This is a genomic window from Spongiactinospora sp. TRM90649, assembly GCF_029382225.1.
Taxonomy (GTDB): Bacteria; Actinomycetota; Actinomycetes; order Streptosporangiales; family Streptosporangiaceae; genus Spongiactinospora.
The window spans coordinates 142,841-166,117 of the sequence record NZ_JARLTC010000013.1; the positions used below are offsets into that span (position 1 = coordinate 142,841).

Here is a 23,277-nt window from a genome sequence, read left to right on the forward strand (position 1 = left end):
TACCCGCCGCTGCGATGATACGCAGACGCCGGTTGCAAACGCCTATCCCGATAGGCCGTCAGCCGAAGTAGGCCGCGCGGACGCGCGGGTCGGCGAGCAGGGCCTCGCCGGAGCCGGACAGGGTGGTGCGGCCGAGGTCGATGACGTAGCCGTGGTCGGCCAGGGTGAGGGCGGCGAGGGCGTTCTGCTCGACCATGAGGACGGTCGTCCCCTGGTCGCGGAGCGCGGCGATGGTGTCCAGGATCTCCTTGCTCATGATGGGCGAGAGGCCCATGGTGGGTTCGTCGAACATGACCAGCCTGGGCCGGGCCATCATGGCCCGGCCGATCGCCAGCATCTGCTGCTCGCCGCCGGAGAACAGCCCGGCGCGCTGGGTGCGCCGCCGTCCGAGGACGGGGAAGCGCTCGTAGACGCGCCCCACGTCGGCCGCGATCCGGCGGTCGCGCCGCAGGTGGGCGCCGAGCAGCAGGTTCTCCTCGACGCTCATCCCGGCGAACAGGCCACGGCCCTCCGGGCAGTGCGCGACGCCCGCCGCGAGTACCTCGTGCGCCGGCAGCCGGTGCAGCGCCTTCCCCATGAACAGGATCTCTCCCCGGCGTGGCCGCAGCAGCCCCGACACCGCGCGCAGGGTGGTGGTCTTGCCCGCCCCGTTGACGCCGACCAGGCAGACGATCTGCCCCTCCGCCACGGTGAAGGCGACGTCCCTGACCGCCTCGACGTGCCCGTAGGCCACCGACAGTCCGTGCACTACGAGCATCAGCCGGTCCCCAGGTATGCCTCGATGACCCGTGGGTCGGCCCGCACGTCCGCCGGGGGCCCGGCGGCCAGCGTCCGTCCCCGTGCCAGCACGTGGACGTGGTCACAGAGGGAGAAGACGAATTTGGTGTCGTGCTCGATCACGACCACGCCGATCCCCCGGTCGCGGACGGCGCGGATCAGGCCGGCCACGGCGGCGGTCTCGGTGGCGTTCATGCCCGCGGTGGGTTCGTCGAGCATGAGCACCATGGGATTTCCGGCCAGCGCCCTGGCGATCTCCAGGCGGCGCTGGTCGCCGTACGCCAGCTCGCCCGCCCGCGCCCGGCCTTCGGGGTCTAGCCCGACGAAGGCCAGTTCGGCGCGGGCGCGTTCGGCCGCCGCCGTCTCGCTCGCGCGCAGGCCGGGGCCGCGCAGCAGCGCCGTGAGCAGGCCCTGCCTGATCCGGGTGTGGCGGCCGACGAGGACGTTGTCCAGGGCGGTCATCCCGGCGAACAGCCGGATGTTCTGGAACGTCCTGGCCACGCCGCCGCGCATGGCCAGCGCGGGATCGGCGGCGAGGGGCCGCCCGTCGAGCAGGACGCGCCCGGAGGTGGGCGCGTACAGGCCGGTCAGGCAGTTGAACAGGGTGGTCTTGCCGGCCCCGTTGGGGCCGATCAGACCGGTGATCGAGGCAGGCGGTACGGCGAGCGTCACGCCGTCCAGCGCCACGAGCCCGCCGAAGGCCATCGTGACGCGCTCGGCGACCAGCGTCATCGCGACACCAGCCCCTGCGGGCGGAAGCGCATGATCAGGATGAGCGCGAGGCCGAAGAGCAGCAGCCGGTAGTCGCTGAACTCGCGCAGCTTCTCCGGCAGCACGAACAGCAGCGACGCGCCCACGACGGACCCGGCGACCGTGCCCATCCCGCCGAGGATCACCGCGGCCAGCAGGGTGACGGACTCCCCGAAGTCGAAGCTCTCGTATCCGGCCGTGCCCAGCTTGTGCGCGAAGACCGCGCCCGCCAGGCCCGCCATGGTGGCCCCGACCAGGAAGGCCATGATCTTGGCGCGTCCGGTGCGCACGCCCATGGCGCGGGCCACGTCCTCGTCCTCCCGGATCGCCGCCCAGGCCCGCCCGGTACGGCTGTCGCGCAGGTTGGCCAGCGCCGTCATCGCCCCTGCGACCATCAGCACGGTGAGCGCGTAGTACAGCGCCCCCGGCGGGAGCACGCCGACCGGCCGGTCGAAGCCGACCCCGAACATGGTGATCGGCGGGATGCCGGGGATCGAGTTGGCCCCGCCGGTGAGCCCGCCGATGTCGTTCTGCGCGGCCCGGAAGAAGATCTCGCCGAACGCCAGGGTGACGATGGCCAGGTAGTCGCCCCGCACGCGCAGGGTCGGCGCACCGACCACGATGCCGAGCAGCCCGGCCGTCACGGCTCCGGCGGCGGCGGCCACCGGGAACGGCACCGCGTGCGCCAGGTTGGCCGCGGTGAACGCGCCGATGCCGAGGAAGGCCACGTAGCCGAGGTCGAGCAGCCCGGCCAGGCCGACCACGACGTTGAGGCCGATCGCGGTGGCCGCGTAGACGCCGACGGTGGAGGCCACCGTCATCCAGTAGCCGGTGCCCGCCTCGGTGAACGGCAGCGCCAGCGCGCAGCCGAGCAGCACGGTGAAGGCGAAGAGCCGGTGCCGTTCGGCCAGTTCGGTGAGCCAGGCCCAGACGCCGTAGGCGGACAGAGCGCCCACCAGGGCCAGGGCGAAGCCGCAGAAGGCGAGGAACTCCGCGCCGCCGTGCGGGTTGGCCGCCCGGCTCTGCCCGCCCGCGGTGAGCAGTTCGGCGACCAGCCACAGCGTCCCGGCGAAGGCGGCGGAGAGCACCGCCCAGGCCGCCCACCGTCCGGGCAGCCCCGGCCGGGGAGCCGGTACGGCATGCCGGCCCGCCCACACCAGCAGCGCCCCGCCCGCCAGCGCGACCGGCCCACCGGCCGACAGCACGCCGTGGCCGGTGAGGAAGGCGATGTGGACCAGCGCGATGACGACCACGCCGAACCCCACCGCCCGCCGGGCGCGGGGCAGCGCCACGGCCGCCGCCAGCAGCACCAGGTGCAGCCGGAAGCCGGTGACCTGCTGCGGGGCGTCGAAGAGGTGCAGCGTCGCGAGGTCGGGGTAGGCCCCGCCGGGGAGCACGGCCGTCGCCCAGGGCAGCAGCGCGCCCACCACGACGAGCGCGGCCCCCGTCACCGGCCGCCACCGGAACGACGACGGACGGCGGTGCGTCGCGGCGGACCGGGCCTCCGGATGCCGCCGGGTGAGCGTCACGCGCGTACTCCTTCCGAGCGGCCGAGGAACCCTCTCGGCCGGAACATGAGCACCAGGATCAGCAGCACGAACACCCACACGTAGTCGTACTGCGCGCCGCCCCAGGCGTACTGGCCGGCCAGCGACTTCACCAGGCCGATGCACACCGCGCCGAGCATCGCCCCGCGCACACTGCCGATGCCGCCGAGCACGGCGGCGGTGAAGGCGAAGATCCCGTTCTGGAAGCCGAGCGCGGTGTCGATCTGGGCGTAGTGCACGCCGTACAGCACGGCTCCCACCCCGGCCAGGACGCCGCCGATGGCGAAGGTGGCCAGGATCACCCGGTCGGGGTCGATGCCCATCAGGCGGGCGGTGTCGGCGTCCTGCGCGGTGGCGCGCATGGCGCGGCCGAGCCGCGAGCGCTCCACGTAGAAGTGCAGCGCCGCGCCCAGCAGCGGCGCGACGGCCAGCGCGAGCACCCCGGTCCACAGGACCGTCACCGGCCCGAGGACCAGCCGCCCTTCGGGGAACGCGCGTGGGAAGGCCAGCGGCGCGGTCGCGCCCGGGTAGAAGACCCGGACGACCTCCTGCAGCACGATGGAGACGCCGAGCGCGGTGATCAGCGGGGCCAGCCGGTGCGCGCCGCGCAGCGGCCGGTACGCCAGCCGTTCCATGGCGAGCGCGGCGGCGACGGACACCGCCGCCGCCGCGACGACCATGACCGGCAGCGCGACGTACCAGCGCGTCCCATGGGGCAGCACGTAGAGGGCGGCGAAGTGCGCGCCGAAGGCGCCCACCATGAACACCTCACCGTGCGCGAAGTTGATCAGTTGGACGATGCCGTAGACCATGGTGTAGCCGAGCGCGATCAGGCCGATCAGCGCGCCCAGCACCAGGCCGTTGACGGTCTGCTGGGCCAGGGTCGCCACCGGTCACTTCGCCTCGGCCTGGTCGCTCAGCACGTCCTTCCACTTGCCGGACTCGACCTTGTAGACGGTGAACATCTTGTTGACGCTGTCGCCGTAGCGGTCGAAGCCGATGGTGCCGTTGGCGCCCGTCTCGGTCCGGTAGTCCTGGACCCTCGTGACCAGTTCGGCGCGCTGCTGGGCGGAGCCCGTCCACTCGGTGGCCGCGGTCAGGCTCGCGGCGGAGGAGACGATCACGTTGGCCGCGTCGTAGGCGAAGGCCCCGAAGCCGCCGTAGCTCTCGGGGTAGCCCTTGGCCTTGTAGGCCGCCACGAACGCCTTGCCGGTCTCCAGCTTGTCGATGGGGGCGCCGACCGAGGTGACGACGTCTCCGTCCTTGCCGCCGAGCGCGATGAACTGCGGGTCGAACAGGCCGTCGGTGCCCGAGATCGGCACGTCCAGCCCGAGGTCCTTGGCCTGACGGCTGAGCGGACCGGCGACGTGGTACTCCGAGCCCACGAAGATCGCCTGCGGGCGTTCGGCCTTCACCTTGGTCAGCACGCCGGAGAAGTCGCTGTCGTTCTCGTTGACCTTCTCCCTGATGACGATGTCGCCGCCGAGCCGCCTGACCTCCTTGGCGAACTCGGTCGCGCTGCTCTCGCCGACGGCCTTGCCGTCCGTGATGATCGCGATCTTCTTGCGGTCCTCCTCCTCGACCAGGTAGCGGGCGTTGAACGGCCCCTGCAGGTCGTCGGTGCCGACGACCCGGAAGTAGTTGGCGTAGGGCCGCTTGGGGGAGATCGCGAAGTCCGCGCCCCTGGTCAGCGCCGGGTCGGTGTTGCCGGGTGAGATCTCCAGCAGCCCGGAGGGGGCGATCTTCGGCTGGATGGCCCTGGCCACCCCCGAGTTGTACGGGCCCACGATGCCGAGCACGTTGGAGTCGTCCGCGAAGCGCTGGGCCGCCGCCGCGCCCTTGTCGGGGTTGGCCTCGTCGTCCTGCGCGTCCATGGTGAGCCGGTAGCCCTTGACCGCGCAGCGCGCGTTGGCCTGCTCGACCGCGAGCCCGACGGAGTTGCGGATGCCCAGCCCGATCGCCGACAGCTTGCCCGACATCGGGGCGATCACCCCGACGACCAGGGTGCCCTTGCCGGTGTCGCACCCGGTGCCGCCTCCGGCGGTCTCGGTCTTGCCCGCGCCGCACCCGCCGGCCCCCAGGGCCGTGCCGAGGGCCAGCAGCCCGGACAGTACGGCGGTGCTATGCCTTCTCAACGAGATCTCCTTGCCAACGGAACGTTCGAACCGGAGGCAACCTATGGAGCTTGACCATCCATCCGACACTTCAAACACTGGCCAAGAACAATCCGCCCGGAAGATTCCGCGTCGGTCAGGAGTGGCCATTTTTCGGCCTTCAAAATGGACATCCGATTCGTTTAGTGTGCGGCTCGCGAAGATGATGAACGGAGCCACATGCGAACCATCGGCCTGATCGGCGGACTCAGCTGGGAGTCAACGGTGATCTACTACCAGGTCATCAATCAGCGGGTGCGCGAACGGCTCGGCGGCAGTCATTCCGCCATGAGCCTGATCTGGTCCTGCGACTACACGATGGTCGAGGATCTCATCTTCGCGGACCGCTGGGACGAAGTGGGGGAGCTGCTGGCGGACGCGGGCGGGAAGCTGCGCGACCTGGGCGCGGAGGTCCTGCTCATCTGCAGCAACACCTTCAACCGGGTGACCGACCAGGTGGCCCAGACGGCGGGTGTGCCGGTCCTGCACATCGCCGACGCCGTGGGCCGGGAGGTCCGCGCCCGGGGAATGCGCAGGGTCGGCCTGCTCGGCACCCGGTTCACGATGGAGGAACCCTTCTACCGTGAGCGGCTGGCCGCCCACGGTTTCGAGGTCGTCGTCCCCGGCCCTGCGCGGCGGGAACTGGTACATCAGGTGATCTTCGACGAGCTGGTGCGCGGGGAACTGCGTGAGTCCTCCCGCGACGCCTACGCCCAGATCGTCGCCGAGCTGGCGGACGACGGGGCCGAAGGCGTCATCCTCGGGTGCACCGAGATCGAGCTGCTGATCCAGGAGGCCAAGATCCCGTTGCTGCCCAGCGCGCGGTTGCACGCGGAGGCGGCGGCCGGGCTCGCCCTCGGCGACTGACATGCGCTCAGCGCGCGTGGTGTTCCGGTGGGCCGTAAAGCTCAAGGCGCCACAGGTCCGCGCAGACTCGTTCGATTCCCGACATCAGGTGGCGGCGGTAGGTGGTGAAGGGCAGGCCGAGCCGTTCGGCGGCCAGTTCCTGGGTGGGTGCGCCGTTCAGGTAGGTGGCGGAGAGCGCCCGGTGAAACTTGGCCGCCCGCGGGTCCTCGCCGAGGTCGTCGATGGCCTGGCGCAGCAGGTCGCGGAGGGTCCCGACCGGGTCGGGGCCGCCGCGCTCGGTGACCAGCCTGGTGCGGGTCAGCGGGGAGGCCGCCAGCGCGTCCGGCCGGCCCATCTGGCGCAGCGCCTGCCGGATCGCCTCGGTGAACTCCACGCGGGTGAGCACCACCAGCTTCGTGGTCCTGGCCTCGGGGTCGCTGACCGGCGCGCCGTTCAGCCGTTCCAGCCACGCCTGGCCGGGCAGGGCCCGCCAGTCGTGGGCGTACAGGCCGTACACCTCGTCGCCCACCTTCGGCTGCTCGTCGATCTCTTCCATGCCGTAGCGGCGCGCGCGTTTCACCGACGCCTCGCCCGGGCCCCGTACCGCGATGTAGGACCAGGCCATCCGCTGCGACCGCAGGCTGTTGCCGATGGCCCGCCAGTGCAGCAAATCGGTGACCGAGGAGTTGTCGGAGTGGGCGGGCTCCACCCAGGTCCGGTTGACCGCCAGGTACTCGCCCGTGCGCAGCGGCGCGGTGGCCCTGGCGTGCGCCCATGCCTCGGCCACGACGGGGTCGGCCTTGGCCTCCTCGTCGTCGGGGGCGGGCAGCCGCAGCCACGCGGAGAACGCCACCGGCTCGCCGGTGCCGATCAGCCGGTACGCGCGGAACGCCTCGGGCTGGCGTTCCAGCCAGAAGGCCGCCCCGGCCGCCGACTCCGCGCCCTCCGCCGCCTCGGCCACCCGGGGCAGCGCCCCGGTGTCCTCGCCGCGCAGGACGTCCTCCTGGACCAGGCACTGGCGGTGGGCGTCGTGGAAGACGGGCGACTCGCCGTTCTCACGGTGCAGGTAGAGCAGCGCGCCGACGGTGCCGAGGACGTCGGAGTCGCCGACCGTCCGCACCCTTTCCATGAGGTGCGCGCGGATGCGCTCGTGCATGTCCGCGTGCCCCTGCGGGTCGCGCCACCGGAAGTCGGCCTCCAGCGCCTCCCGCACGACGGCGTGCGGGTACAGCCCGAGGCTGCTCGACTCCACGAACGGCAGACGGCGCAGCCAGCGGAAGAGCGTCGCGGCCTCGTCCGGCATGAAGGTCCGCAGCAGGTCCTCCGTGGTCACGTAGGCGTGCGCGCAGACCTCCAGGGCCTGCTGGTGGGACGGGGAGGGCACCTCGCCGACGATCTGGTCAAGCAGGGTCGCCACCACGTCCTGTTCGGGGCCGCGTTCGCTGGGGCCGCCGTTGCGCGCGGCCATGGTCGCGCCGAGCAGCAGGGCCAGCGGGTGGCCTCCGGCGAAGGCGAGCAGCGGTTCGGCCCGGTCGGCCGGGACGCCGTACGACTCCACAAGGGCCCGCGCGTCGTCGCGCGCGAGGTCGCGCAGCGGCAGCACGCCCAGCGCGCCCGTCCACCCGGGATCGGCCTGCCACTGGATGTCCGGCGGGAACCGCCCGGCCACCACCACCAGCGCGCCCACCGGAAGCTTGGGCAGGAATACCTCCCTGAGCCAGCCCTCCATGTCCTGGATCTGCTCGAACGCGTCGATCAGCAGCACCGCGTTCCCGTCGTGCAGCACCGGCGCGGCCTTGGCCTCGAAGGCGGCGAAGGCCTCGAACCCCTCGTCCGTCGAGACCGGCACCCGTGCGTCGATCCGGGCGACGGGGCGTCCAAGCGTCGCCGCCTGCTGCGCGAACCGGCGCAGCAGGGCCGACTTGCCAATGCCGCCAGGCCCATGCACGAAGAGGACGTTGCACCCATTTCCACGTAAAGCCGCGTCGAAGACGGCGAGTTCCTCGCGTCGCCCGACGAAAGACAGCTCACGGGCGGCCTGCAAACGCCAGCCCAGTAGTCCGGACATGTGGTCAGTCAACTGTGACATAACCATCCCCCAGTTCCCCGGTTGTTGTCTCTATGCAATCCCATATCCGCAAAATATTGAAGGATCACCGATGCGTCGATCCCGTCCACTACCGCGCGGGGGTACAGCAGGCTGTACCCCTCCCGCGGCTCGGGTTCCATCGGCGGCCCCGGCCGACGCCCCCCACTTGGCGCCGGCCGAATCGTAAGACCCGCCCTTCCGGTGGCGGTTCAGGTGCCGGCCAGCGCGCGAGCGCAGGCGTCGAGCCCGACCTCGCTGGACGCCTTGACCAGCACCACGTCTCCCGGTTCCAGCAGTTCCCCGGTCAGCCGGACGGCGCCCGTCACGTCCTCGACCGTGTGCACCTCGATGCCCAGCCTCGCGGATTCCGCCGCCCGGGCCATCGCCACCGGGTCTCCTGGGCCCACCGCCACCAGCACGTGCACGCCGAGTTCGGCCGCCAGGCGGCCCACCTGCTCGTGCAGCGTGCGCGAGGCCGCCGCCTGCTGTCCCATCGCGCCGAGCACGGCGATGGTACGGCGGGCGCCCGCCAGCGCCTTCAGCGTCCGCAGCCCGGCCCGGACGGACTCCGGGCTGGCGTTGTACGCGTCGTTGACGACGGTCACGCCGTCCGGCCGGTCGGTGACCTCCAACCGGCCGGACGACCGCCGCCGCGCCGTGCTCAGACCCTCCGCGATCTCCGGCGCGGTGAGCCCGAACACCGTGGCGGCGGCCGCCGCCGCCAGCGCGTTGGCCACCTGGTGCTCACCCATGACGCCGAGCCTGACCCCGGCCCTGCCGGACGGTGTCACCAGGTCGAACACCGCCCGCGCCCGTTCGCCCATCCGCACCCGCTCGGCGCGGACGTGCGCCGACGACGCCCTGCCGTACGTCACGATCTGGGCGGTCGTCCGGCCCGCCATGCCCATGACGTAGGAGTCGTCGGCGTTGAGCAGCGCCACCCCGTCCGGGGGGAGCGCCTCGACCAGCTCGCCCTTGGCCGACGCCACGTCGGCCAGGCCGCGGCCCATCCGGGCCATGTGCGCGGTGCCCACGTTGAGAACCAGCCCGATCGACGGCCGCGCGATCCCGGTCAGATATGTGATGTCGCCCTTGCGTGACGCGCCCATCTCCAGCACCAGGTACCGGGTGGCCGCGTCGGCGCGCAGCACCGTGAGCGGCAGCCCGATCTCGTTGTTGAAGGACCGGTCCGTGGCGATCGTGGGCGCGTGCCGTTCGAGCACCTGGGCCAGCAGGTCCTTCGTCGTGGTCTTGCCCACCGATCCGGTCAGCCCGATCACCACCGGGCGGACGCGTTCGAGCAGGTAGGCCGCCAGCTTGGCGAGCGCCCGCTGGACGTCGGCCACCACCAGGGCGGGCACGCCCACCGGGCGGGTGGCCAGCACCGCGACCGCCCCGGCCGCGACGGCGTCGGCCACGTAGTTGTGGCCGTCCACCCGCAGGCCCGCCGTCGCGGCGAACAGCCCGCCCGGCACCACCTCGCGGGAGTCCACGACCGCCGGCGCGACCACCCGCGCCTCCGGGTCGGGCACGTCGTACAGGGTGCCCTCCACCACCCGGGCGATCTCGCGCAGCGAGACGGGGATCACGAGGTGCTCCTGGCCAGCGCCAGGTCGATCAGCCGTCGTAGCAGGTCTGGGTAGGGGACACCGCTCGCCTGCCAGGTCCTCGCGTACACGGAACGAGAGGTGAAGCCCGGCATCGTGTTGATCTCCAGGACGTACAGGCGTCCGGTGGCCCGCTCGTAGAGGAAGTCCACGCGGGCCACGCCGTACCCGCCGATCGCCTGGTAGGCGCGCACCGACAGCTCGCGAACCTCCTCCTCCACCCGCTCGGGCAGCTCGACCGGGATGAGCGCGATCTCCGCCGTGCTGAGGTACTTGGCCTCGTAGTCCAGCCAGTCGCCGGGCACCATCAGCTCGCCCGGCACCGAGGTCTCCGGCCGGTCGTGGTCGCCCAGGACCCCGCAGACCAGCTCGCGCGCCCGCACGCCCTGCTCGACGACCACCACACGGTCGTAGGTGAGGGCGAGCTCGACGGCGACCCGCAGCTCCTCCACGGAGCCGACCCGCGAGACGCCGATCGACGATCCCAGGTTGGCCGGCTTGACGTACATCGGCCAGTCCAGCGACTTCACCAGGTCCCAGGGGTCCATGGTGACCCGCCACTCACGGCCGGTGAACCACACGTGCTCGGTGACCGGGATGCCCTCGGCGATGAACGCCCGGCGCATCGCGACCTTGTCCATTCCCACGGCCGAGGCGAGCACGCCGCAGCCCACGTAGGGGATGCCCAGCGTCTCCAGGTGGCCCTGGATCACGCCGTCCTCGCCGAACGGCCCGTGCATCACCGGGAAGACCACGTCCGCCGTCTCGGGGCGCAGTTCCAGCGGCCACCTGCCGAGCCGGTCCACGATGATCGGAAACGGTTCGTACAGGTCTCGCGGCAGCGCGTCGAGCACGGCCTGCGCCGACTGCAGCGACACCTCGTGCTCAGCGGACGGCCCACCGGCCAGCACGGCCACGCGCAGGCGTTCGGTCACTGTCGATCAGCCTTCCTGTGGTGACATGTGAGTCGAGGTGACGCGGCGACCGCCGCCGCGGACCCGACACGTCCGAGTGTCGTCCGGACGCCTGCTCAGTTCCCAGGCCATTCGCTGTCCAGTTGCCGCTCACCCGGCCCCCGGCGGAAGCGGGACAGGCGTACCGCGACGGCGTCCTCCACGTCCTTCACCGAGGTCAGGTGGTTGTTGAGCAGCACGCAGAAGACCAGCGGCTCGCCGTCGGCGGTGTCCACGTAGCCGGCCAGACCGGAGACCTCGGTCATGGTGCCGGTCTTGGCGCGCAGGTTGCCCGCCGCCGGGGTGCCGTCCATCCGGCGGCGCAGGGTGCCCCGGTCCAGCGGGCCGCCGTGCCCGGCGGCCGGCAGCGCGTCCCGCAGGGTCGCGAACCACGGCTTGGCGCGGACGGCCAGCAGCAGCGCGGCCACCTCGCGCGGGGTCATCGAGTCGAGCCGGGAAAGGCCGGAGCCGTCCCGGAGGCGGCCGGAGCGGACGCCGTGACGGCTGCCGTACCCGGTGAGGACCTCCAGACCGGCGCGCCAGGTGCCCTCGCCGCGCACCGCCCGCCCGAGGGTCTTGGTCAGGATCTCGGCCTGCGCGTTGCTGCTCCACTTCAGCAGCGGCGCCATCAGCTCGGCCAGCGGCATGGACTCGTGCGCGGCCAGTTCCCGCGCCCCGGCGGGCGTCCCGGCGTGGGCGGTGTGCCCCTCGACGGTGACGCCGTGCTCGGCCAGCGCCTCCCCGAACAGCGTCGCGGCGTAGCCGGTCGGGTCGCGGACGGCGATCCGCTCGGCGGCCGGACGGTCCACGGTGCCGGTGACCACGACCCGGTCGGAGCCGTGCGCGCGCCGGATCCGCAGTCTCGTGGTGGCGCCGGTCGTGGCGCGGTTGTCGATGGCCAGGTGGCCGGTGCGCGGCGTCGTGGTGACCTCGGCCGGGTCGCCGTGCCGCCCTGCGGGGGTCACCGTGACGATGACGGCCCCCGCGTCATAGCGGGAGTTGGGGGAGGCCGTGAGCGCCGAGATGGGCGCGGCGAAGTACAGCGACTCGTCGTCGATCAGCCAGCCCGCGCCGTGACGTTCGTCGTCGAACCAGGTGTCGTCGGCGACCAGCCCGCCGGTGACCGTCCGGACGCCGGTCGCGGCCACCTTGGCGGCGAGCGCGCCGTAGTCGGCGGCCAGCATGGCCGGGTCACCGGTGCCCAGCAGGTGCAGGTCACCGTGCAGGACCCCGTGGGCGTGATGCCCGGAGGCGAGCACACGGGTGGTGAAACGGTGGCCGGGGCCGAGGATGTCCAGCGCCGCGGCGGCGGTGACCAGCTTGACCAGCGACGCCGGGGTGAACAGCCGGTCGGCGTCGCGCTCGTAGAGGATCTCCCCCGTGGCCGCGCTGCGCACGACCACGCCCGCCCGCGACGCGGACAACCGGGGATCGCGCAGGATCCGGTCGATGTCCCGCGTCAGGGCGGCGGCGCCCGCGGGCGCTACGGTCGCTGTCATCGCCGGGATTATCGAAGCGTTCGCAGGCCGATCGGCAGACCATTTCCTGGCCAACGTGGCGGCGGATCTTCCCTGCGCCGGTCGGCGCTAGGCTCCCGGCATGGCGACAACCTTCCGACTGATCGTCACCGGAGGGGGCACGGGCGGTCACACGTACCCGGCCCTCACCGCGGTGCGCACGCTCGCGGCCAGGCTCGCCCGGAGCGGCGACACGCTGGACGTCGTGTGGATCGGCACCGCCGACGGGCTGGAGGCCCGCATCGCGCCCGCCGAGAAGATCCCCTTCGCGGTGGTGACCACCGGCAAGATCCGCAGGTACCGGAACCGGCTCAAGATGCTCTCGCCGACCAACCTGATGGACATGGCGCGCGTGCCGCTCGGCGTCGCCCAGGCCCGCCGCATCGTGTCCGGGTTCCGGCCCGACGTGGTGCTGGCCACCGGCGGATACGTCGCGGTGCCCGCGGGCCTGGCGGCCCGCATGTGCGAGCGCCCGCTGGTCCTGCACGAGCAGACCGTACGCCTGGGGCTGGCCAACCGCAGGCTCGCCGGGTCGGCCACCCGCATCGCGGTCTCCTCCGAGTCCACACTCCCGCTGCTGCCCGAGTCGGCCCGCCGCAACGCCGTGGTCACCGGCAACCCGGTGCGCCCCGAACTGCTGACCGGGCAGGCGGGCCGGGCGGTCGAGCGGCTCGGCCTGTCCGGCTTCGACCGGCGGTTACCGACCGTCTACGTCACCGGCGGGGCGCGCGGCGCGCAGCAGATCAACGACGTCGTCCGCGACGTGCTGCCCTGGCTGCTCTCCCACGCCAACGTGATCCACCAGTGCGGGCCGGAGAAGGAGGAGGCGCTGCGCGGCGAAACCGCCACGCTGCCCCCCGAGCTCGCTGCCCGCTACCACCTGACCGGGTACGTCGGCACCGAGCTGCCCGACGTGCTGGCCCTGGCCGACATGGTCATCTCCCGGTCCGGCGCGGGCACCCTCGCCGAGGTGACCGCGCTCGGCAAGCCTGCGGTCTTCATCCCGCTGGCCACGGCGGCGGGCGACGAGCAGGCCCACAACGCCCGCCACCTGCAGCGGGCCGGAGCGGCCGCGGCCCTCCTCGGCGAGGTCACCCCCACGACCCTGCGCCAGGAAGTGGAACCGCTGCTGCTCAGCCCCACCCGCCGCGCCACCATGGCCGCCCAGGCCCGCGTGCACGGCAAGCCCGACGCCGCCGACCGCCTGGTCGACGTGATCCTCTCCGCGGCGGGCTAGACCTTGACCGCCCGTTCTCCCGGGGGATCAGCAGGACCTCCAGGGCACGGGCGCAGGCGCGGGCGTGGCCGGCGAACCAGGCGATGCGGGCCTCGCTCAGCACCACCGGGGTGGAGCGGACGACGAGCGCGCACCGCGCTCCGGTGGCCCTCGGCATCGCCTGGGTCGTCCTGGTCCCCGCCGAGATGTTCGGCGTCTCCAACGGCCTCGGCTACGCGGGGCTCAACGCGCGTGACAACCTGGACTACGTACAGCTGGCCGCGACCATGCTGCTCATCGGCCTGATCGGCTTCCTCCTCGATCGGGTGCTCAGCGGCTCGCGTCCCCGCGGCTGATCGCCTCAGACGTCCAGGATCCGCTGGAGCCAGGACAGCTTGGCCGCCTGGGCGGCGTGCGCGACGGGTGCGTCGGAGCTGCCGGAGAAGCCGTGGTAGCCGCCCGCCCACACGTGCAGCTCGGCCTGCCCGCCCGTCGCCCAGACGCGGGTGGCGAACTCGACGGCCTCGTCGCGGAAGACCTCGGCCGCGCCCACCTCGACGAAGGCGGGCGGCAGCCCGGACAGGTCGGCGGCCCGCGCGGGCACCTCGTGCGGCAGGACGTCGGCGGAGCCCCGCCGTTCGCCGAGGATCGCGGTCCAGGCGGTGTCGTTGTTGTTGCGGTCCCAGGCGCCGATGCCGTCGTACTGGCGGCTGGAGACGGACGTGTTCCGGTCGTCGATCATGGGGGCGCCCATGTAGAGCCCGGCGACGGTAGGGCCCTGGCGGTCGCGGGCCATGATGGCGACGGCCGCGGTCAGCCCGCCGCCCGCGCTGAAGCCGGACACGAGCAGGCGGGACGGGTCGAAGCCCAGCTCCTTGGCGTGCTCGGCGGTCCAGACGAGCCCCGCGTAGCAGTCCTCGGCCTGGGCGGGCGCCGGGTGCTCCGGCGCGAGGCGGTACTCGACGGCCACGCCGACCGTGCCGTGCTCGATGGCCGACTGGATCAGCCCCTCGACCCCGAAGAACCGGGTGCCGAGCACCATCCCGCCGCCGTGGATCTCGTAGATCGCCGCCGCGCCCGGCTTGGGCCCGCCCTTGGGCCGTACGACGGTGAGGGTCACGTCGGGCGCGCCTTCAGGGCCGGGGACGTCGACGTCCCACCACTGGACCGGCCGATCCCCGACGATCACCTCCATCGGCGGGATGAGCTCGGCGAAGTGCTCCCGGTTGCGCACGATGGTGTCGGCCCGCAACGGCACGACCTCGACGGCCGCCAGGAAGGCCGCCAGGCCCTCCTCAAGTTCGGGATCATAAGGAACCGGGACGTAGTTCATCATGCGCCTCCATGCGCCGCGCCGAACTTCTACGAGCGTAGACACTAACCCCGATCCTCCGGGCCGCATAGCCCCTGCCGGATGACGGGCGTGGGACATTCCAAATGCCCAAGATCAGCACCCGCCCCGTTTGCGACATACGCTGCGAAAACATGACCATCGCCGCGATTCTCCTGACCGCACTTCTCGCCGTGCCGGCAGTGGGCCAAGCGGCCCTGGCGGCCGGCGCACCGCTCGGGCACTTCGCCTGGGGAGGACGGCATCGCGTGCTGCCGACCGCGCAGCGGATCGGAAGCGTCATCACCATCCCGATCTACGCGGTGATCGCCCTGATCGCCCTCGACCGTGCGGGGCTGATCGACGTCGTCGCCGACTCGATCTCCACGGCCGGGACATGGGTCATATTCGGATATTTCGTACTTGGCACGGCGATGAACGCGATCTCACGCAGCAAGCCGGAGCGCTACGCCATGACCCCGACGGCACTCGCGCTGGCCGTCCTGGCCCTGCTCGTCGGCCTGGGCTAGCAGCTCAGGACGCCCGGTTCAGACCCGGCGGCAGGAGCGTGCGCAGCGTGGCCTGCACCACGTCCAGGTCCACGGCCTCGGGGGCGACCCGCCACTGGGCGTGCAGGCCGATGACGGCCCCCACCAGGACGACGGCGAACGCCTCCGGGGTGGTTCCCGCAGGGAGCGACGCCGCCGGTATGCGGGCCCGCAGTTCGTGCCGAAGTGCCGCGTGCAGGCGCGCGTAGTGCTCGCGGATCGGCGAGCCGGCCTCCACGGCCTCGGCGAGCAGGGTGATGAACAGGCGCGCGGCGGGCAGCCGGACGAAGGCCATGACCCGGTCGAGCGGATCGTCGGAGCGCCCCTCGGCGAACCGGCCGAGCACGGCCTGGAGCTGGTCGTCGATCACCGCTTCCAGCAGGCCCAGCTTGTTGCCGAAGTGCCAGGGGATGGAGCCACGGCTGATGCCCGCCTTGTCGGCGATGTCGATGAAGCTCGTCCGCCGGTACCCCTTTTCAGCGAAGAGCCCGGCCGCGGCCGTCAGCAACAGCCTGCGGCTCTCCTGAGTCCTCTCCATACGTCGCGTGGCCATGCGGTCCATCTAATCAGGTATGCCGAATGACACATCAAATGTCGGCCCCTATAGCCTGTGTCGGTCAACATAGAACGGTGGGAGGACCGCCATGAAGTGGTTGACTTCTCCCCTTCCTGAAGGAAGGGGATTCCTGCTTCATCACCGACCGCCCGCCGAGGAGGTCTCCCCATTGGGTCTTACACCGGCTCCACAGGCGTTTCCACTCTCCGCCTGCCCGGCGGCGAGCACGTTACGGGCCGCGTTCACGTCCCGGTCGTGGACGGCGCCGCAGGCACATGTCCATTCGCGGACGTTCAGCGGGATCGCTTCTCGCAGGGCCCCGCACGCCGAGCACAGCCTGGAGGAGGGAAACCAGCGGTCCACCACCACCAGCGTGCGCCCGTACCAGGCCGCCTTGTACTCCAGCATGCCCCGCAACTCACGCCAGGACGCGTCGGCGACAGCGCGGGCCAGCGAGCGGTTCTTGACCATGTTCCGGACGGCCAGGTCTTCCACGGCGATCACTTGGTTCTCGCGAACAAGCCGTGTGGTGACCTTGTGCAGATGATCCCGCCGGCGATCGGCGATCCGCGCGTACACCCTGGCGACCTTGAGCCGTGCCTTGGCCCGGTTGTTCGATCCCTTCTCCTTGCGGGCCAGCGCCCGCTGGGCCTTGGCCAGCCTGCGCCGGTCACGGCGTTCGTGGCGGGGGTTGGGGATCTTCTCCCCGGTGGACAGCGTGGCCAGGGCGGTGATCCCCACGTCCACACCCACCGCCGCGTCCGCCGGCGGCAGCGGGGTGATCTTCTCCTCCACCGGCAGGGAGACGAACCAGCGTCCGGCCGCGTCCCTGGACACGGTCACCGTGGACGGCTCCGCACCCTCCGGCAACGGACGCGACCAGCGGACGTCCAGCGGCGCGTCCATCTTCGCCAGCCTCAGCGTGCCGTCGCGCCACCGGAACGCCGAACGGGTGTACTCCGCCGACGACCGCGACCTCTTCCTCGACTTGAACGCCGGGTACCCGGCCCGTCTGGCGAAGAAGTTCGCGAACGCCGCCTGCAGGTGCCGCAACGCCTGCTGCAACGGCACACACGACACCTCGGACAGGAACCCGAACTCGCCGCCACGTTTCCACCTGGTGAGCATGGCCGAGGACTCCGCATAGGACACTCGACGCCCCTCCACCCGGTATTCGCGGGCCCGCGCTTCCAGCGCCTTGTTGTACACCAGGCGGACGCAACCGAACGTCCGGGCAAGCTCCGCTGCTTGCCCGGGGGTCGGGTAGAAGCGGTACCTATAGGCCCGCTTCACGACCTGCGCCACGCCTGGCATCGTATCGCGCGATCAACCACGAGTCGCACGGTTGTTCGATTCGGTGGATTTGTCCGTCCTGCCCCGCGAGGCAGGAGTCCGATTCCTCCCCCGCCTGAAGGCGGGGGTCTCCTCGGAGGCATCAGATGACCCATGCGTCGGCCCCGGGAGACCGGGCGAATCTCGGCCGGGCGAACCCCCGCCACCGCGCACTCGGCCTCACCGGCACTCCGCGACCGGACGGGGCACTCTCGTGAAACTGCCCAGGAGCGCGTTCAGCGCGCACCCCTGGCGCGTCCACGAGTTCACCGGCGACTTCGCGGTCGAGGACGTGTGGGCGTTCCGCACCCCGGGGGCCGGGCCGGACGACTTTCCGGTGATGCTCGCGGCGATGCGCGCCGCCGGAGGGCTGTCGGAGCAGCCCTGGCCGGTGAGGTTCCTGTTCGGCCTCCGGTGGAAGATCGGCCGGCTCCTCGGCTGGGACCGGCCGTCGGCGGGCATCGGCGCGCGGGTCGCCTCGCTCCGCGACCGGCTGCCCGGCGATCTCCGTGACGCTCCGCGCGGGGAGGACGGTGCGGACATGCCTCTCAAACCGGTCTACGAACTCCCCACGGAGGCCGCGCGCGAGCTGGCGAACAAGACCGTGCACACCGTGATGCACCTCGGCTGGGCGCCCGGCGCGGACGGCGGCCACGAGCTGCGGATGGCCGTCCTGGTCAAGGCCAACGGGTGGTTCGGGCGGCTCTACATGGCCGCGATCGCGCCGTTCCGCTACCTCATCGTCTACCCGGCGCTGACCCGCGGATGGGAACGCGCCTGGCGCGACCACGCACGCCCGGCGGGCACGCCGTGACGGGCTCCGTGCGGTCACCGCTGCGCTGGGCGAGCGGGATCATGCTCTTCCTCGGGGCAGGGCACCTTTCGGTGCAGACGCTCCTGTCCTGGGGCGTTGTCTCTGGGTGGGTGGATCGCGGGATCTGGGCCGCCGTCCCGATCATGGGCGCCTCGACGACGGCCGCTTTACGCGACGCGGCCGGATTCTGGGGTGGTCCGGGGAGCTTCGCCGTACCGCTGATCCTGCTGGGTTGTGCGACCTGGCGACTCGCCGCCCGCGCGGTGCCCCTGCCGGCCGGGGTCGGCTGGGGCCTCGTGGCGTGGTCGCTGATCAGCGGGGTCATCCTGGTCCCGTCCCCGTTCGCGGCCGGGTCCGTCGCCGGTGCGCTGATCATCGTGGCGGCGCGGAGGAGCGACCGGCCGTCGCGAGAGGTCCCGGGCTAGCCGAAGGACCGCACGAAGCCGTGGCGCTCCAGGAGCGCCACGAGCTCGACCCCGAGGTCGGTCAGGACCACCCCGTTCCCCCGGCACAGGGCGCATCGCCGCTGCTCGTACGCCAGAGGCCGGGCGTCCATGTGGTCGTCCAGGGCCCGTTCGGCGTCCGCCACCGCGGACGGCACGTCGACGGGCGGGCTCTGCCCGGCCCCTCCATGGATGTCGATCACCACGCCCATCCCGGTCGCGGGAGTCTCAGGCGGCAGGCCGGCGGCTTCGCGCGCCTCCCGGGCGGCGTCCGCGAGCTCTCTCAGCCGCTCCCGCCAGACCTGCCAGGCGGGATCGACCCGCGTGCCCTGCCCCTGGCAGGTCAGGCAGGTCTGTTCCAGATCTTCGATGGCGAGCGGTTCGTGCTGGAGCCCGGCGTCGCCGTCACCGGGTGGTGCAGGGTCGTTCACCTGCTGAAAGGTACGCGCATAGGACAGATCACCACAAGTCTGCCCATAAATATCCAAACCCACATGAAGCCCCGCAAACGGCGATCCGTATGATCCTCTTCGCACCAACAGCGAGGAGGATCCGGTGGCCGAGTTCGACCTGCCCGCCGATTTGATCGCCGCCCAACGCGCCTACCTCGCCGCCGAACGCACCTGCGAGGAGATCGCGTCGGCCATACCCGCCGCCACGGAGGTCGCCTCAGGAAAGGCGACCATCCCCGAGGCCCAGCGCACCGCCCTGACGGAGGCCCGCGCCGAACGCGCCCGCCACCTGGACATCCTCTACGGCCACCCCTGGTGGGCCACCATAGACCGCGCCGACCACCTCAGGGCCCGCACGCACCTCCGCCAAGCCGCCGAGACCCCCTAGCCGCCCGGCACAGCCCCGACGACCCGCCCAGGCAGTGCTAGCCGACGATGTGGGCCGGCAGCGCGGCGGTCCATCCGATACCGGTGCCGACGTCCAGGACACGATGCCCAGGGGCGACGCGCAGCAGCCGGAGCAGATCGGCGACGACGGCCGGAGCGGAGTTGGACGAGGTGTGATGCGTCGGGAGGGAGTCTCAGGGCACCCTGGTCTCCGATCACATCGCGGACGGCGACGGCGCCGTCCGCGAGCTGGGTGACGATCGGCTGGTCGGAGTAGACCGCGTCCAGTCAGGCGGCGGGCTCGGGCCTCGGATCCTTGTCACCGCTGTTGGGATCGTGGTGGTTCCCCGCGGGTCTCCTCACGCCGACCAATGGACGCCCACCGTGAGCGTACGACTACTTCCGATGACGGCATGAGCGCGCGACACTTCCGTGATCTAGGCTTCGATCAGCCGAAGGGGAATGCGTTCGTACATGCGGATCGATCTTGTCACGGTCGTGGTCGACGACTACGACGTCGCGCTCGGGTTCTTCGTTGACGTGCTCGGCTTCGAGGTGGCGGAGGATGTGCCTGCGCTGACCAATGATGGTCGGCCGAAGCGGTGGGTCGTGGTCCGGCCGCCTGGGGGGCAGACGGGAGTGCTGCTGGCCCAGGCCGATGGTGAGGACCAAGCCGCCGTGGTGGGACGGCAGGTCGCGGGGCGGGTGGGGTTCTTTCTGCGGGTGGAGGACTTCGACGCCGCCTACCGGCGGATGACGTCGGCGGGGGTCGAGTTCGTGAGGGGACCGCGGGCCGAGCCCTACGGGCGTGTGGCCGTGTTTCTCGACATCGCGGGGAATCACTGGGATCTGCTCGGCCCCTGACCAGGGGCTACCGTCGTCGCGCCGACGGTCCGGGCGAGTTCTTCGCTCAGGGGATAGCGGCGTTCGCCCGGCAGCATGTCCGTGATGTCGTGGCCGTCACGTAGTGCTTGATGTATGCCGTGCACCCGGTCGGTGAGGTCGGTGATCGCCACGGTCCACTCGTCGACATAACGAGTGACGGCCTCGCCGGAAAGCCCGATCTGAATCGATCGGTACGGCAACGGATTGTGGTGCGGGTCGCGTTCAGGGTCCCATTGAATCCGGACGGGGTGCTCACGCGGGCGTTTACCGGCGCGATCGCGTGGATGGCTGAGACACGAGTGCCGGAGCGCCCATTCGAACCCGTCCCGCGTGATGTCAACGGCCAGAACCCTGGCCTGATCTGGCTTCTTACCCCACCCGCAGCGGTACATCATCCAGGAGAAGGATGGTTTGATCCAGGTCATCCGCTCCCGTTTGAAGGGTGGCACGAGACGCTGGGCGGCGACGGCCGCGTCCGCGATTTCCGCGTCGTATGCCTGGTAGACGGTAATGGACTCGTCGGTGTAGGCGGCACGTATCTGCCGGTATGAAATGTCCACCGCGCCCATCATGGCGAACCACCCACCGGCCGGACAATCGAATTGCCACCGTGGAGATCGGGCGGCCGGGGCGCCCGGCGTGGGGCCATGGGTACGCGATCCGTGCTCGCGGACCGTGGCACGGCGGCCGGGCATGACCAGGGATCCGGCCGAGGGCTTCGCACAGGAGCCGCCACGCCGACAAAACTCCGTTATTCCGAAATTTCGATTTTGTGGTTCAATGGAGGCATGCAGACCATCCTCAGCATGCTGCTCGCCGCGGTAGTGGCGGCCCCGGTGACCAGTACCGCCGGCGCAGCACCCACTGCCCCCGCCCCCGCCGATCTCAAGAACGTTGAGGCGGTGCTGGACTACATCCGCGCGAACCCGGACGACGTCGCGCTGGTGACGCAGGGCATCAGCCACAACGCAGACCAGCTCACGGCCGTGGCGTCGGCCATCAAGATCGTCCATCTCGCCGCTTACGTCGACGCCGTCCGCAAGGGGAAGGCCAAGCCCGGCGAACGCGTACCGGTGGCTCGCTGGAACGCCTACCACCTGCCGGGCACCGACGGCGGTGCCCATGAGGCCGCGCTCAAACGGCTCAACCCCGGTGCGAGCGTCACGCTCGACCAGATCGTCTCCGCCATGATCGAGGAAAGCGACAACGCCGCCACCGACCTGCTGCGCGACCGCTTCGGTCCCGATGCGCTGCGCAAGATCGCACGGACCCGGGTCGGCACCGTCAACGGTGAGGCGCTGCGCGCCTTCGGCGGCTGTGCGCTGCCCGCCGACGTGTGCCTGCGGAAGTACGTCAAGGCCGGCAAGCAGCTACAGCTCACGCTCCCCGGCTTCGCCGAGCAGGCCGCCTGGTCCAAGACCGTGGCCCGCATCAAGCCCGGCGTGCTGCGCGGAGTGCTCGCCGAACTAACTAAGGACAAGATGGCGCGAAAGCACCTGGAGTGGCCGATGCGCCAGCCCGGCGCCGACCTGGGCACGCTGGTCATCGGCACGAAGGAGGGCGCGATGCCCGGTGTCATCAGCGAGGCCATGTACATCGTCCAACCTGGAGAGAAGCCCTTCGAGACCGTCCTCGTGCTGCGGGACCTACCGGAGGCCACTTGGTTCTCCGGGCTGCGCAGCTATGCTCATCAGCAGTTCATCGTGCGGATGGCGACCGATGCGAGCTTCCTCGCGAGAGTTCGCGCAGCATTGAAGTGAGGCGACCCTGACCAGTGCCGACGACCGGTTCGAGGACCTTGAGGCACGGGTCGCCGCCCTTGAGGCCGTGCTCGCCGCCACTTCCCGGCCCCCGGCCGGCGGCGACGACACGGGCCTGATCACCTACGGCGGCCAGGCCAGGCTCGACGGCAACGAGTGGCTGTGGGAGGTGAACCGCAGCCCCGGCTGGCTGCTGCGGCAGCCGACCGGGCCGTTGACCGCCGTACTGGCCGCCGCCGGGCACCCGGCCCGCTTCCAGATCCTGCAATCACTGGTCGTCGGCCCCAAGCCGGTCGCGGAGCTGCAGGCGGAGCTGGCCCTGGCCTCCCCCGGCCAGCTCTACCACCACCTCAAGACGCTCGCGTCGGCCGGGCTGGTCGAGCAGCCCGAACGCGGCGTCTATCGGGTCCCGCCACATGCGATCTTCCCCGTGCTGGCCCTCGCCGCCGCGGCGATCGACGTGGCCGGGGGCGGCGGCACCCCGCCGGACCCCGGAGATCCCCCCGGCTGAGGCCCGGCGCGAGCAGGTGGAGGCGGGTCAGCGGAGCATGGATCGGCGGGTGAGGGTGGCGGCCAGGGCGGCGGCCGTGGCGCGGACGGTCGGGACGTGGCTTTCGGGGCGGAATCGGCCGGTGGGGCCGGCCACGCTGATGGCGGCGAGGGTCTCATCGTCGCGGCCGAGGACGGGGGCCGCGACGCAGAGGAGGCCGAGGGCCGATTCCTCGTGTTCGAAGGCGACGCCGGTCTCGGCCACGCGCTGCAACTGGCGGCGGAGGGCTCCGGGGGCGACGACGGTGTGCGGGGTGCGCCGTTCGAGAGGGCCGGTGAGCACGTCGTGCCGCAGGCCGTCGTCGGCATAGGCGAGCAGGACCTTGCCGATCGCGGTGCAGTGCAGCGGCATCCGCCCGCCGGGGCGCGAGGGGGCCCTGGCCTGACGGTGGCCGCCGATCTTGGCGACGTAGACGACGTCGCGGCCCTCCCGGACGCCCAGGTGGATGGTCTCGTGGGTGCGTTCGTAAAGGTCCTGGAGGAACGGCATGGCCACTTCGAGCAGGCTGCGTTCCAGTGACGCGAGCATGCCGAGCTCGAACAGGCCGCCGCTGAGCCGGTAGCCGCCGTCGGCGCGGTCGAGGAGGCGGTTGGCGACGAGGTCGCGAGACAGCCGGTGGACGGTCGCCTTGTGCAGGCCGGTGCGCCGGACCAGCTCGGCGAGGCTGACGGCCTGGTCGTCGGCCCGGAAGGCGCGCAGGATCGTCACCGCCTTGCCCAGCACGGTGTCGAGGTCGGCCCTTTCCGTCGTCACGCTGCCAGTGTA

At 71.6% G+C, this 23,277-nt stretch carries 25 protein-coding genes; 10 read left to right on the forward strand and 15 right to left on the reverse strand.

Annotated elements, in window-relative coordinates; translation table 11 throughout:
- Positions 1-58 precede the first annotated feature (58 nt).
- From P3X83_RS18270 to P3X83_RS18290, 5 genes are read right to left on the reverse strand one after another with little or no spacing between them, the layout of a single operon-like run.
- Positions 59-757 carry an ABC transporter ATP-binding protein gene (locus P3X83_RS18270; RefSeq protein WP_277306316.1) on the reverse strand — a complete coding sequence of 233 codons (699 nt, stop codon included), beginning with the start codon at positions 755-757 and terminating at the stop codon, positions 59-61.
- On the reverse strand, positions 757-1,509 hold the full coding sequence (locus P3X83_RS18275) for an ABC transporter ATP-binding protein (protein WP_277306317.1): 753 nt from the start codon (positions 1,507-1,509) through the stop codon (positions 757-759). The genes P3X83_RS18270 and P3X83_RS18275 overlap by 1 nt, the downstream gene beginning before the upstream one ends.
- Complete coding sequence (locus P3X83_RS18280; RefSeq protein ID WP_277306318.1) at positions 1,506-3,056, reverse strand: branched-chain amino acid ABC transporter permease; 1,551 nt, start codon at positions 3,054-3,056, stop codon at positions 1,506-1,508. The genes P3X83_RS18275 and P3X83_RS18280 overlap by 4 nt, the downstream gene beginning before the upstream one ends.
- Positions 3,053-3,964 (reverse strand): branched-chain amino acid ABC transporter permease, encoded by a 912-nt coding sequence (locus P3X83_RS18285; RefSeq protein ID WP_277306319.1) that lies wholly within the window; start codon positions 3,962-3,964, stop codon positions 3,053-3,055. Before P3X83_RS18285 ends, P3X83_RS18280 begins: the two co-directional genes overlap by 4 nt.
- Before the next feature lie 3 nt (positions 3,965-3,967).
- A complete protein-coding gene (locus tag P3X83_RS18290) occupies positions 3,968-5,209 on the reverse strand; it encodes a branched-chain amino acid ABC transporter substrate-binding protein (RefSeq protein WP_277306320.1) in 1,242 nt (413 codons plus the stop codon).
- Between the two features lie 198 nt (positions 5,210-5,407).
- Here P3X83_RS18290 and P3X83_RS18295 point away from each other — a divergent pair, with 198 nt between their 5' ends.
- On the forward strand, positions 5,408-6,094 hold the full coding sequence (locus P3X83_RS18295) for an aspartate/glutamate racemase family protein (RefSeq protein ID WP_277306321.1): 687 nt from the start codon (positions 5,408-5,410) through the stop codon (positions 6,092-6,094).
- Between the two features lie 7 nt (positions 6,095-6,101).
- Here P3X83_RS18295 and P3X83_RS18300 read toward each other — a convergent pair whose 3' ends face one another.
- From P3X83_RS18300 to dacB, 4 genes are all read right to left on the reverse strand, one after another.
- A complete protein-coding gene (locus tag P3X83_RS18300; RefSeq protein WP_277306322.1) occupies positions 6,102-8,141 on the reverse strand; it encodes an ATP-binding protein in 2,040 nt (679 codons plus the stop codon).
- A gap of 230 nt (positions 8,142-8,371) precedes the next feature.
- Positions 8,372-9,751 carry a UDP-N-acetylmuramoyl-tripeptide--D-alanyl-D-alanine ligase gene (gene murF, locus P3X83_RS18305; protein ID WP_277306323.1) on the reverse strand — a complete coding sequence of 460 codons (1,380 nt, stop codon included), beginning with the start codon at positions 9,749-9,751 and terminating at the stop codon, positions 8,372-8,374.
- Positions 9,748-10,704, reverse strand: coding sequence for a D-alanine--D-alanine ligase family protein (locus tag P3X83_RS18310; protein ID WP_277306324.1), 957 nt, complete (start codon positions 10,702-10,704; stop codon positions 9,748-9,750). Before P3X83_RS18310 ends, murF begins: the two co-directional genes overlap by 4 nt.
- Positions 10,705-10,799: 95 nt before the next feature.
- Positions 10,800-12,221, reverse strand: coding sequence for a D-alanyl-D-alanine carboxypeptidase/D-alanyl-D-alanine-endopeptidase (dacB, locus tag P3X83_RS18315; RefSeq protein ID WP_277306325.1), 1,422 nt, complete (start codon positions 12,219-12,221; stop codon positions 10,800-10,802).
- Positions 12,222-12,321: 100 nt separating this feature from the next.
- On the opposite strand from dacB, the gene P3X83_RS18320 reads away from it, so the two are divergent.
- Together P3X83_RS18320 and P3X83_RS18325 are read left to right on the forward strand one after the other, a co-directional pair.
- Positions 12,322-13,476: a UDP-N-acetylglucosamine--N-acetylmuramyl-(pentapeptide) pyrophosphoryl-undecaprenol N-acetylglucosamine transferase gene (locus P3X83_RS18320; protein WP_277306326.1), complete on the forward strand. Its 1,155-nt coding sequence runs from the start codon at positions 12,322-12,324 to the stop codon at positions 13,474-13,476.
- 83 nt (positions 13,477-13,559) lie between these two features.
- Positions 13,560-13,811, forward strand: coding sequence for a hypothetical protein (locus P3X83_RS18325; protein WP_277306327.1), 252 nt, complete (start codon positions 13,560-13,562; stop codon positions 13,809-13,811).
- Between the two features lie 5 nt (positions 13,812-13,816).
- Here P3X83_RS18325 and P3X83_RS18330 read toward each other — a convergent pair whose 3' ends face one another.
- Complete coding sequence (locus P3X83_RS18330) at positions 13,817-14,788, reverse strand: alpha/beta hydrolase (RefSeq protein WP_277306328.1); 972 nt, start codon at positions 14,786-14,788, stop codon at positions 13,817-13,819.
- Positions 14,789-14,940: 152 nt separating this feature from the next.
- Between P3X83_RS18330 and P3X83_RS18335 the strand changes: the two genes are divergently transcribed.
- Positions 14,941-15,315 (forward strand): hypothetical protein, encoded by a 375-nt coding sequence (locus tag P3X83_RS18335; RefSeq protein ID WP_277306329.1) that lies wholly within the window; start codon positions 14,941-14,943, stop codon positions 15,313-15,315.
- A 4-nt stretch (positions 15,316-15,319) separates the two neighbouring features.
- On the opposite strand, the gene P3X83_RS18340 is transcribed toward P3X83_RS18335, so the two are convergent.
- Both P3X83_RS18340 and P3X83_RS18345 read right to left on the reverse strand, forming a co-directional pair.
- Positions 15,320-15,886: a TetR family transcriptional regulator gene (locus tag P3X83_RS18340; protein WP_277306330.1), complete on the reverse strand. Its 567-nt coding sequence runs from the start codon at positions 15,884-15,886 to the stop codon at positions 15,320-15,322.
- 141 nt (positions 15,887-16,027) lie between these two features.
- Positions 16,028-17,194 (reverse strand): RNA-guided endonuclease TnpB family protein, encoded by a 1,167-nt coding sequence (locus P3X83_RS18345; protein WP_277306331.1) that lies wholly within the window; start codon positions 17,192-17,194, stop codon positions 16,028-16,030.
- Between the two features lie 241 nt (positions 17,195-17,435).
- Here P3X83_RS18345 and P3X83_RS18350 point away from each other — a divergent pair, with 241 nt between their 5' ends.
- A complete protein-coding gene (locus P3X83_RS18350; protein ID WP_277306332.1) occupies positions 17,436-18,035 on the forward strand; it encodes a DUF2867 domain-containing protein in 600 nt (199 codons plus the stop codon).
- Positions 18,032-18,460, forward strand: a complete 429-nt coding sequence (locus P3X83_RS18355; RefSeq protein ID WP_277306333.1) for a DUF6463 family protein — start codon at positions 18,032-18,034, stop codon at positions 18,458-18,460. Before P3X83_RS18350 ends, P3X83_RS18355 begins: the two co-directional genes overlap by 4 nt.
- Here P3X83_RS18355 and P3X83_RS18360 read toward each other — a convergent pair.
- Positions 18,457-18,909 (reverse strand): hypothetical protein, encoded by a 453-nt coding sequence (locus tag P3X83_RS18360; RefSeq protein ID WP_277306334.1) that lies wholly within the window; start codon positions 18,907-18,909, stop codon positions 18,457-18,459. The two genes, P3X83_RS18355 and P3X83_RS18360, sit on opposite strands and share 4 nt — an antisense overlap.
- Positions 18,910-19,033: 124 nt before the next feature.
- Between P3X83_RS18360 and P3X83_RS18365 the strand changes: the two genes are divergently transcribed.
- Together P3X83_RS18365 and P3X83_RS18370 are read left to right on the forward strand one after the other, a co-directional pair.
- Positions 19,034-19,318 carry a hypothetical protein gene (locus P3X83_RS18365; RefSeq protein WP_277306335.1) on the forward strand — a complete coding sequence of 95 codons (285 nt, stop codon included), beginning with the start codon at positions 19,034-19,036 and terminating at the stop codon, positions 19,316-19,318.
- A gap of 473 nt (positions 19,319-19,791) precedes the next feature.
- Positions 19,792-20,181, forward strand: a complete 390-nt coding sequence (locus tag P3X83_RS18370; RefSeq protein WP_277306336.1) for a VOC family protein — start codon at positions 19,792-19,794, stop codon at positions 20,179-20,181.
- On the opposite strand, the gene P3X83_RS18375 is transcribed toward P3X83_RS18370, so the two are convergent.
- Positions 20,157-20,762 (reverse strand): DUF4291 domain-containing protein, encoded by a 606-nt coding sequence (locus tag P3X83_RS18375; RefSeq protein WP_277306337.1) that lies wholly within the window; start codon positions 20,760-20,762, stop codon positions 20,157-20,159. The genes P3X83_RS18370 and P3X83_RS18375 overlap by 25 nt on opposite strands.
- A 246-nt stretch (positions 20,763-21,008) precedes the next feature.
- On the opposite strand from P3X83_RS18375, the gene P3X83_RS18380 reads away from it, so the two are divergent.
- Both P3X83_RS18380 and P3X83_RS18385 read left to right on the forward strand, forming a co-directional pair.
- Positions 21,009-21,962: a serine hydrolase gene (locus P3X83_RS18380; protein ID WP_277306338.1), complete on the forward strand. Its 954-nt coding sequence runs from the start codon at positions 21,009-21,011 to the stop codon at positions 21,960-21,962.
- A gap of 67 nt (positions 21,963-22,029) precedes the next feature.
- Positions 22,030-22,473, forward strand: a complete 444-nt coding sequence (locus P3X83_RS18385; protein ID WP_277306339.1) for a winged helix-turn-helix domain-containing protein — start codon at positions 22,030-22,032, stop codon at positions 22,471-22,473.
- A 27-nt stretch (positions 22,474-22,500) separates the two neighbouring features.
- On the opposite strand, the gene P3X83_RS18390 is transcribed toward P3X83_RS18385, so the two are convergent.
- Complete coding sequence (locus P3X83_RS18390; RefSeq protein WP_277306340.1) at positions 22,501-23,265, reverse strand: IclR family transcriptional regulator; 765 nt, start codon at positions 23,263-23,265, stop codon at positions 22,501-22,503.
- Positions 23,266-23,277: the final 12 nt, after the last annotated feature.

Excerpts from the sequence above, each read along its gene's own strand:
- dacB (WP_277306325.1), bottom strand. The coding sequence starts at position 12,221 with ATGACAGCGACCGTAGCGCCCGCGGGCGCCGCCGCCCTGACGCGGGAC.
- P3X83_RS18325 (WP_277306327.1), top strand. The coding sequence starts at position 13,560 with ATGCGGGCCTCGCTCAGCACCACCGGGGTGGAGCGGACGACGAGCGCG.
- P3X83_RS18370 (WP_277306336.1), top strand. The coding sequence starts at position 19,792 with ATGCGGATCGATCTTGTCACGGTCGTGGTCGACGACTACGACGTCGCG.
- P3X83_RS18275 (WP_277306317.1), bottom strand. The coding sequence starts at position 1,509 with ATGACGCTGGTCGCCGAGCGCGTCACGATGGCCTTCGGCGGGCTCGTG.
- P3X83_RS18270 (WP_277306316.1), bottom strand. The coding sequence starts at position 757 with ATGCTCGTAGTGCACGGACTGTCGGTGGCCTACGGGCACGTCGAGGCG.
- P3X83_RS18295 (WP_277306321.1), top strand. The coding sequence starts at position 5,408 with ATGCGAACCATCGGCCTGATCGGCGGACTCAGCTGGGAGTCAACGGTG.
- P3X83_RS18335 (WP_277306329.1), top strand. The coding sequence starts at position 14,941 with ATGACCATCGCCGCGATTCTCCTGACCGCACTTCTCGCCGTGCCGGCA.
- P3X83_RS18330 (WP_277306328.1), bottom strand. The coding sequence starts at position 14,788 with ATGAACTACGTCCCGGTTCCTTATGATCCCGAACTTGAGGAGGGCCTG.
- P3X83_RS18340 (WP_277306330.1), bottom strand. The coding sequence starts at position 15,886 with ATGGCCACGCGACGTATGGAGAGGACTCAGGAGAGCCGCAGGCTGTTG.
- P3X83_RS18320 (WP_277306326.1), top strand. The coding sequence starts at position 12,322 with ATGGCGACAACCTTCCGACTGATCGTCACCGGAGGGGGCACGGGCGGT.
- P3X83_RS18300 (WP_277306322.1), bottom strand. The coding sequence starts at position 8,141 with ATGTCCGGACTACTGGGCTGGCGTTTGCAGGCCGCCCGTGAGCTGTCT.
- P3X83_RS18380 (WP_277306338.1), top strand. The coding sequence starts at position 21,009 with ATGCTGCTCGCCGCGGTAGTGGCGGCCCCGGTGACCAGTACCGCCGGC.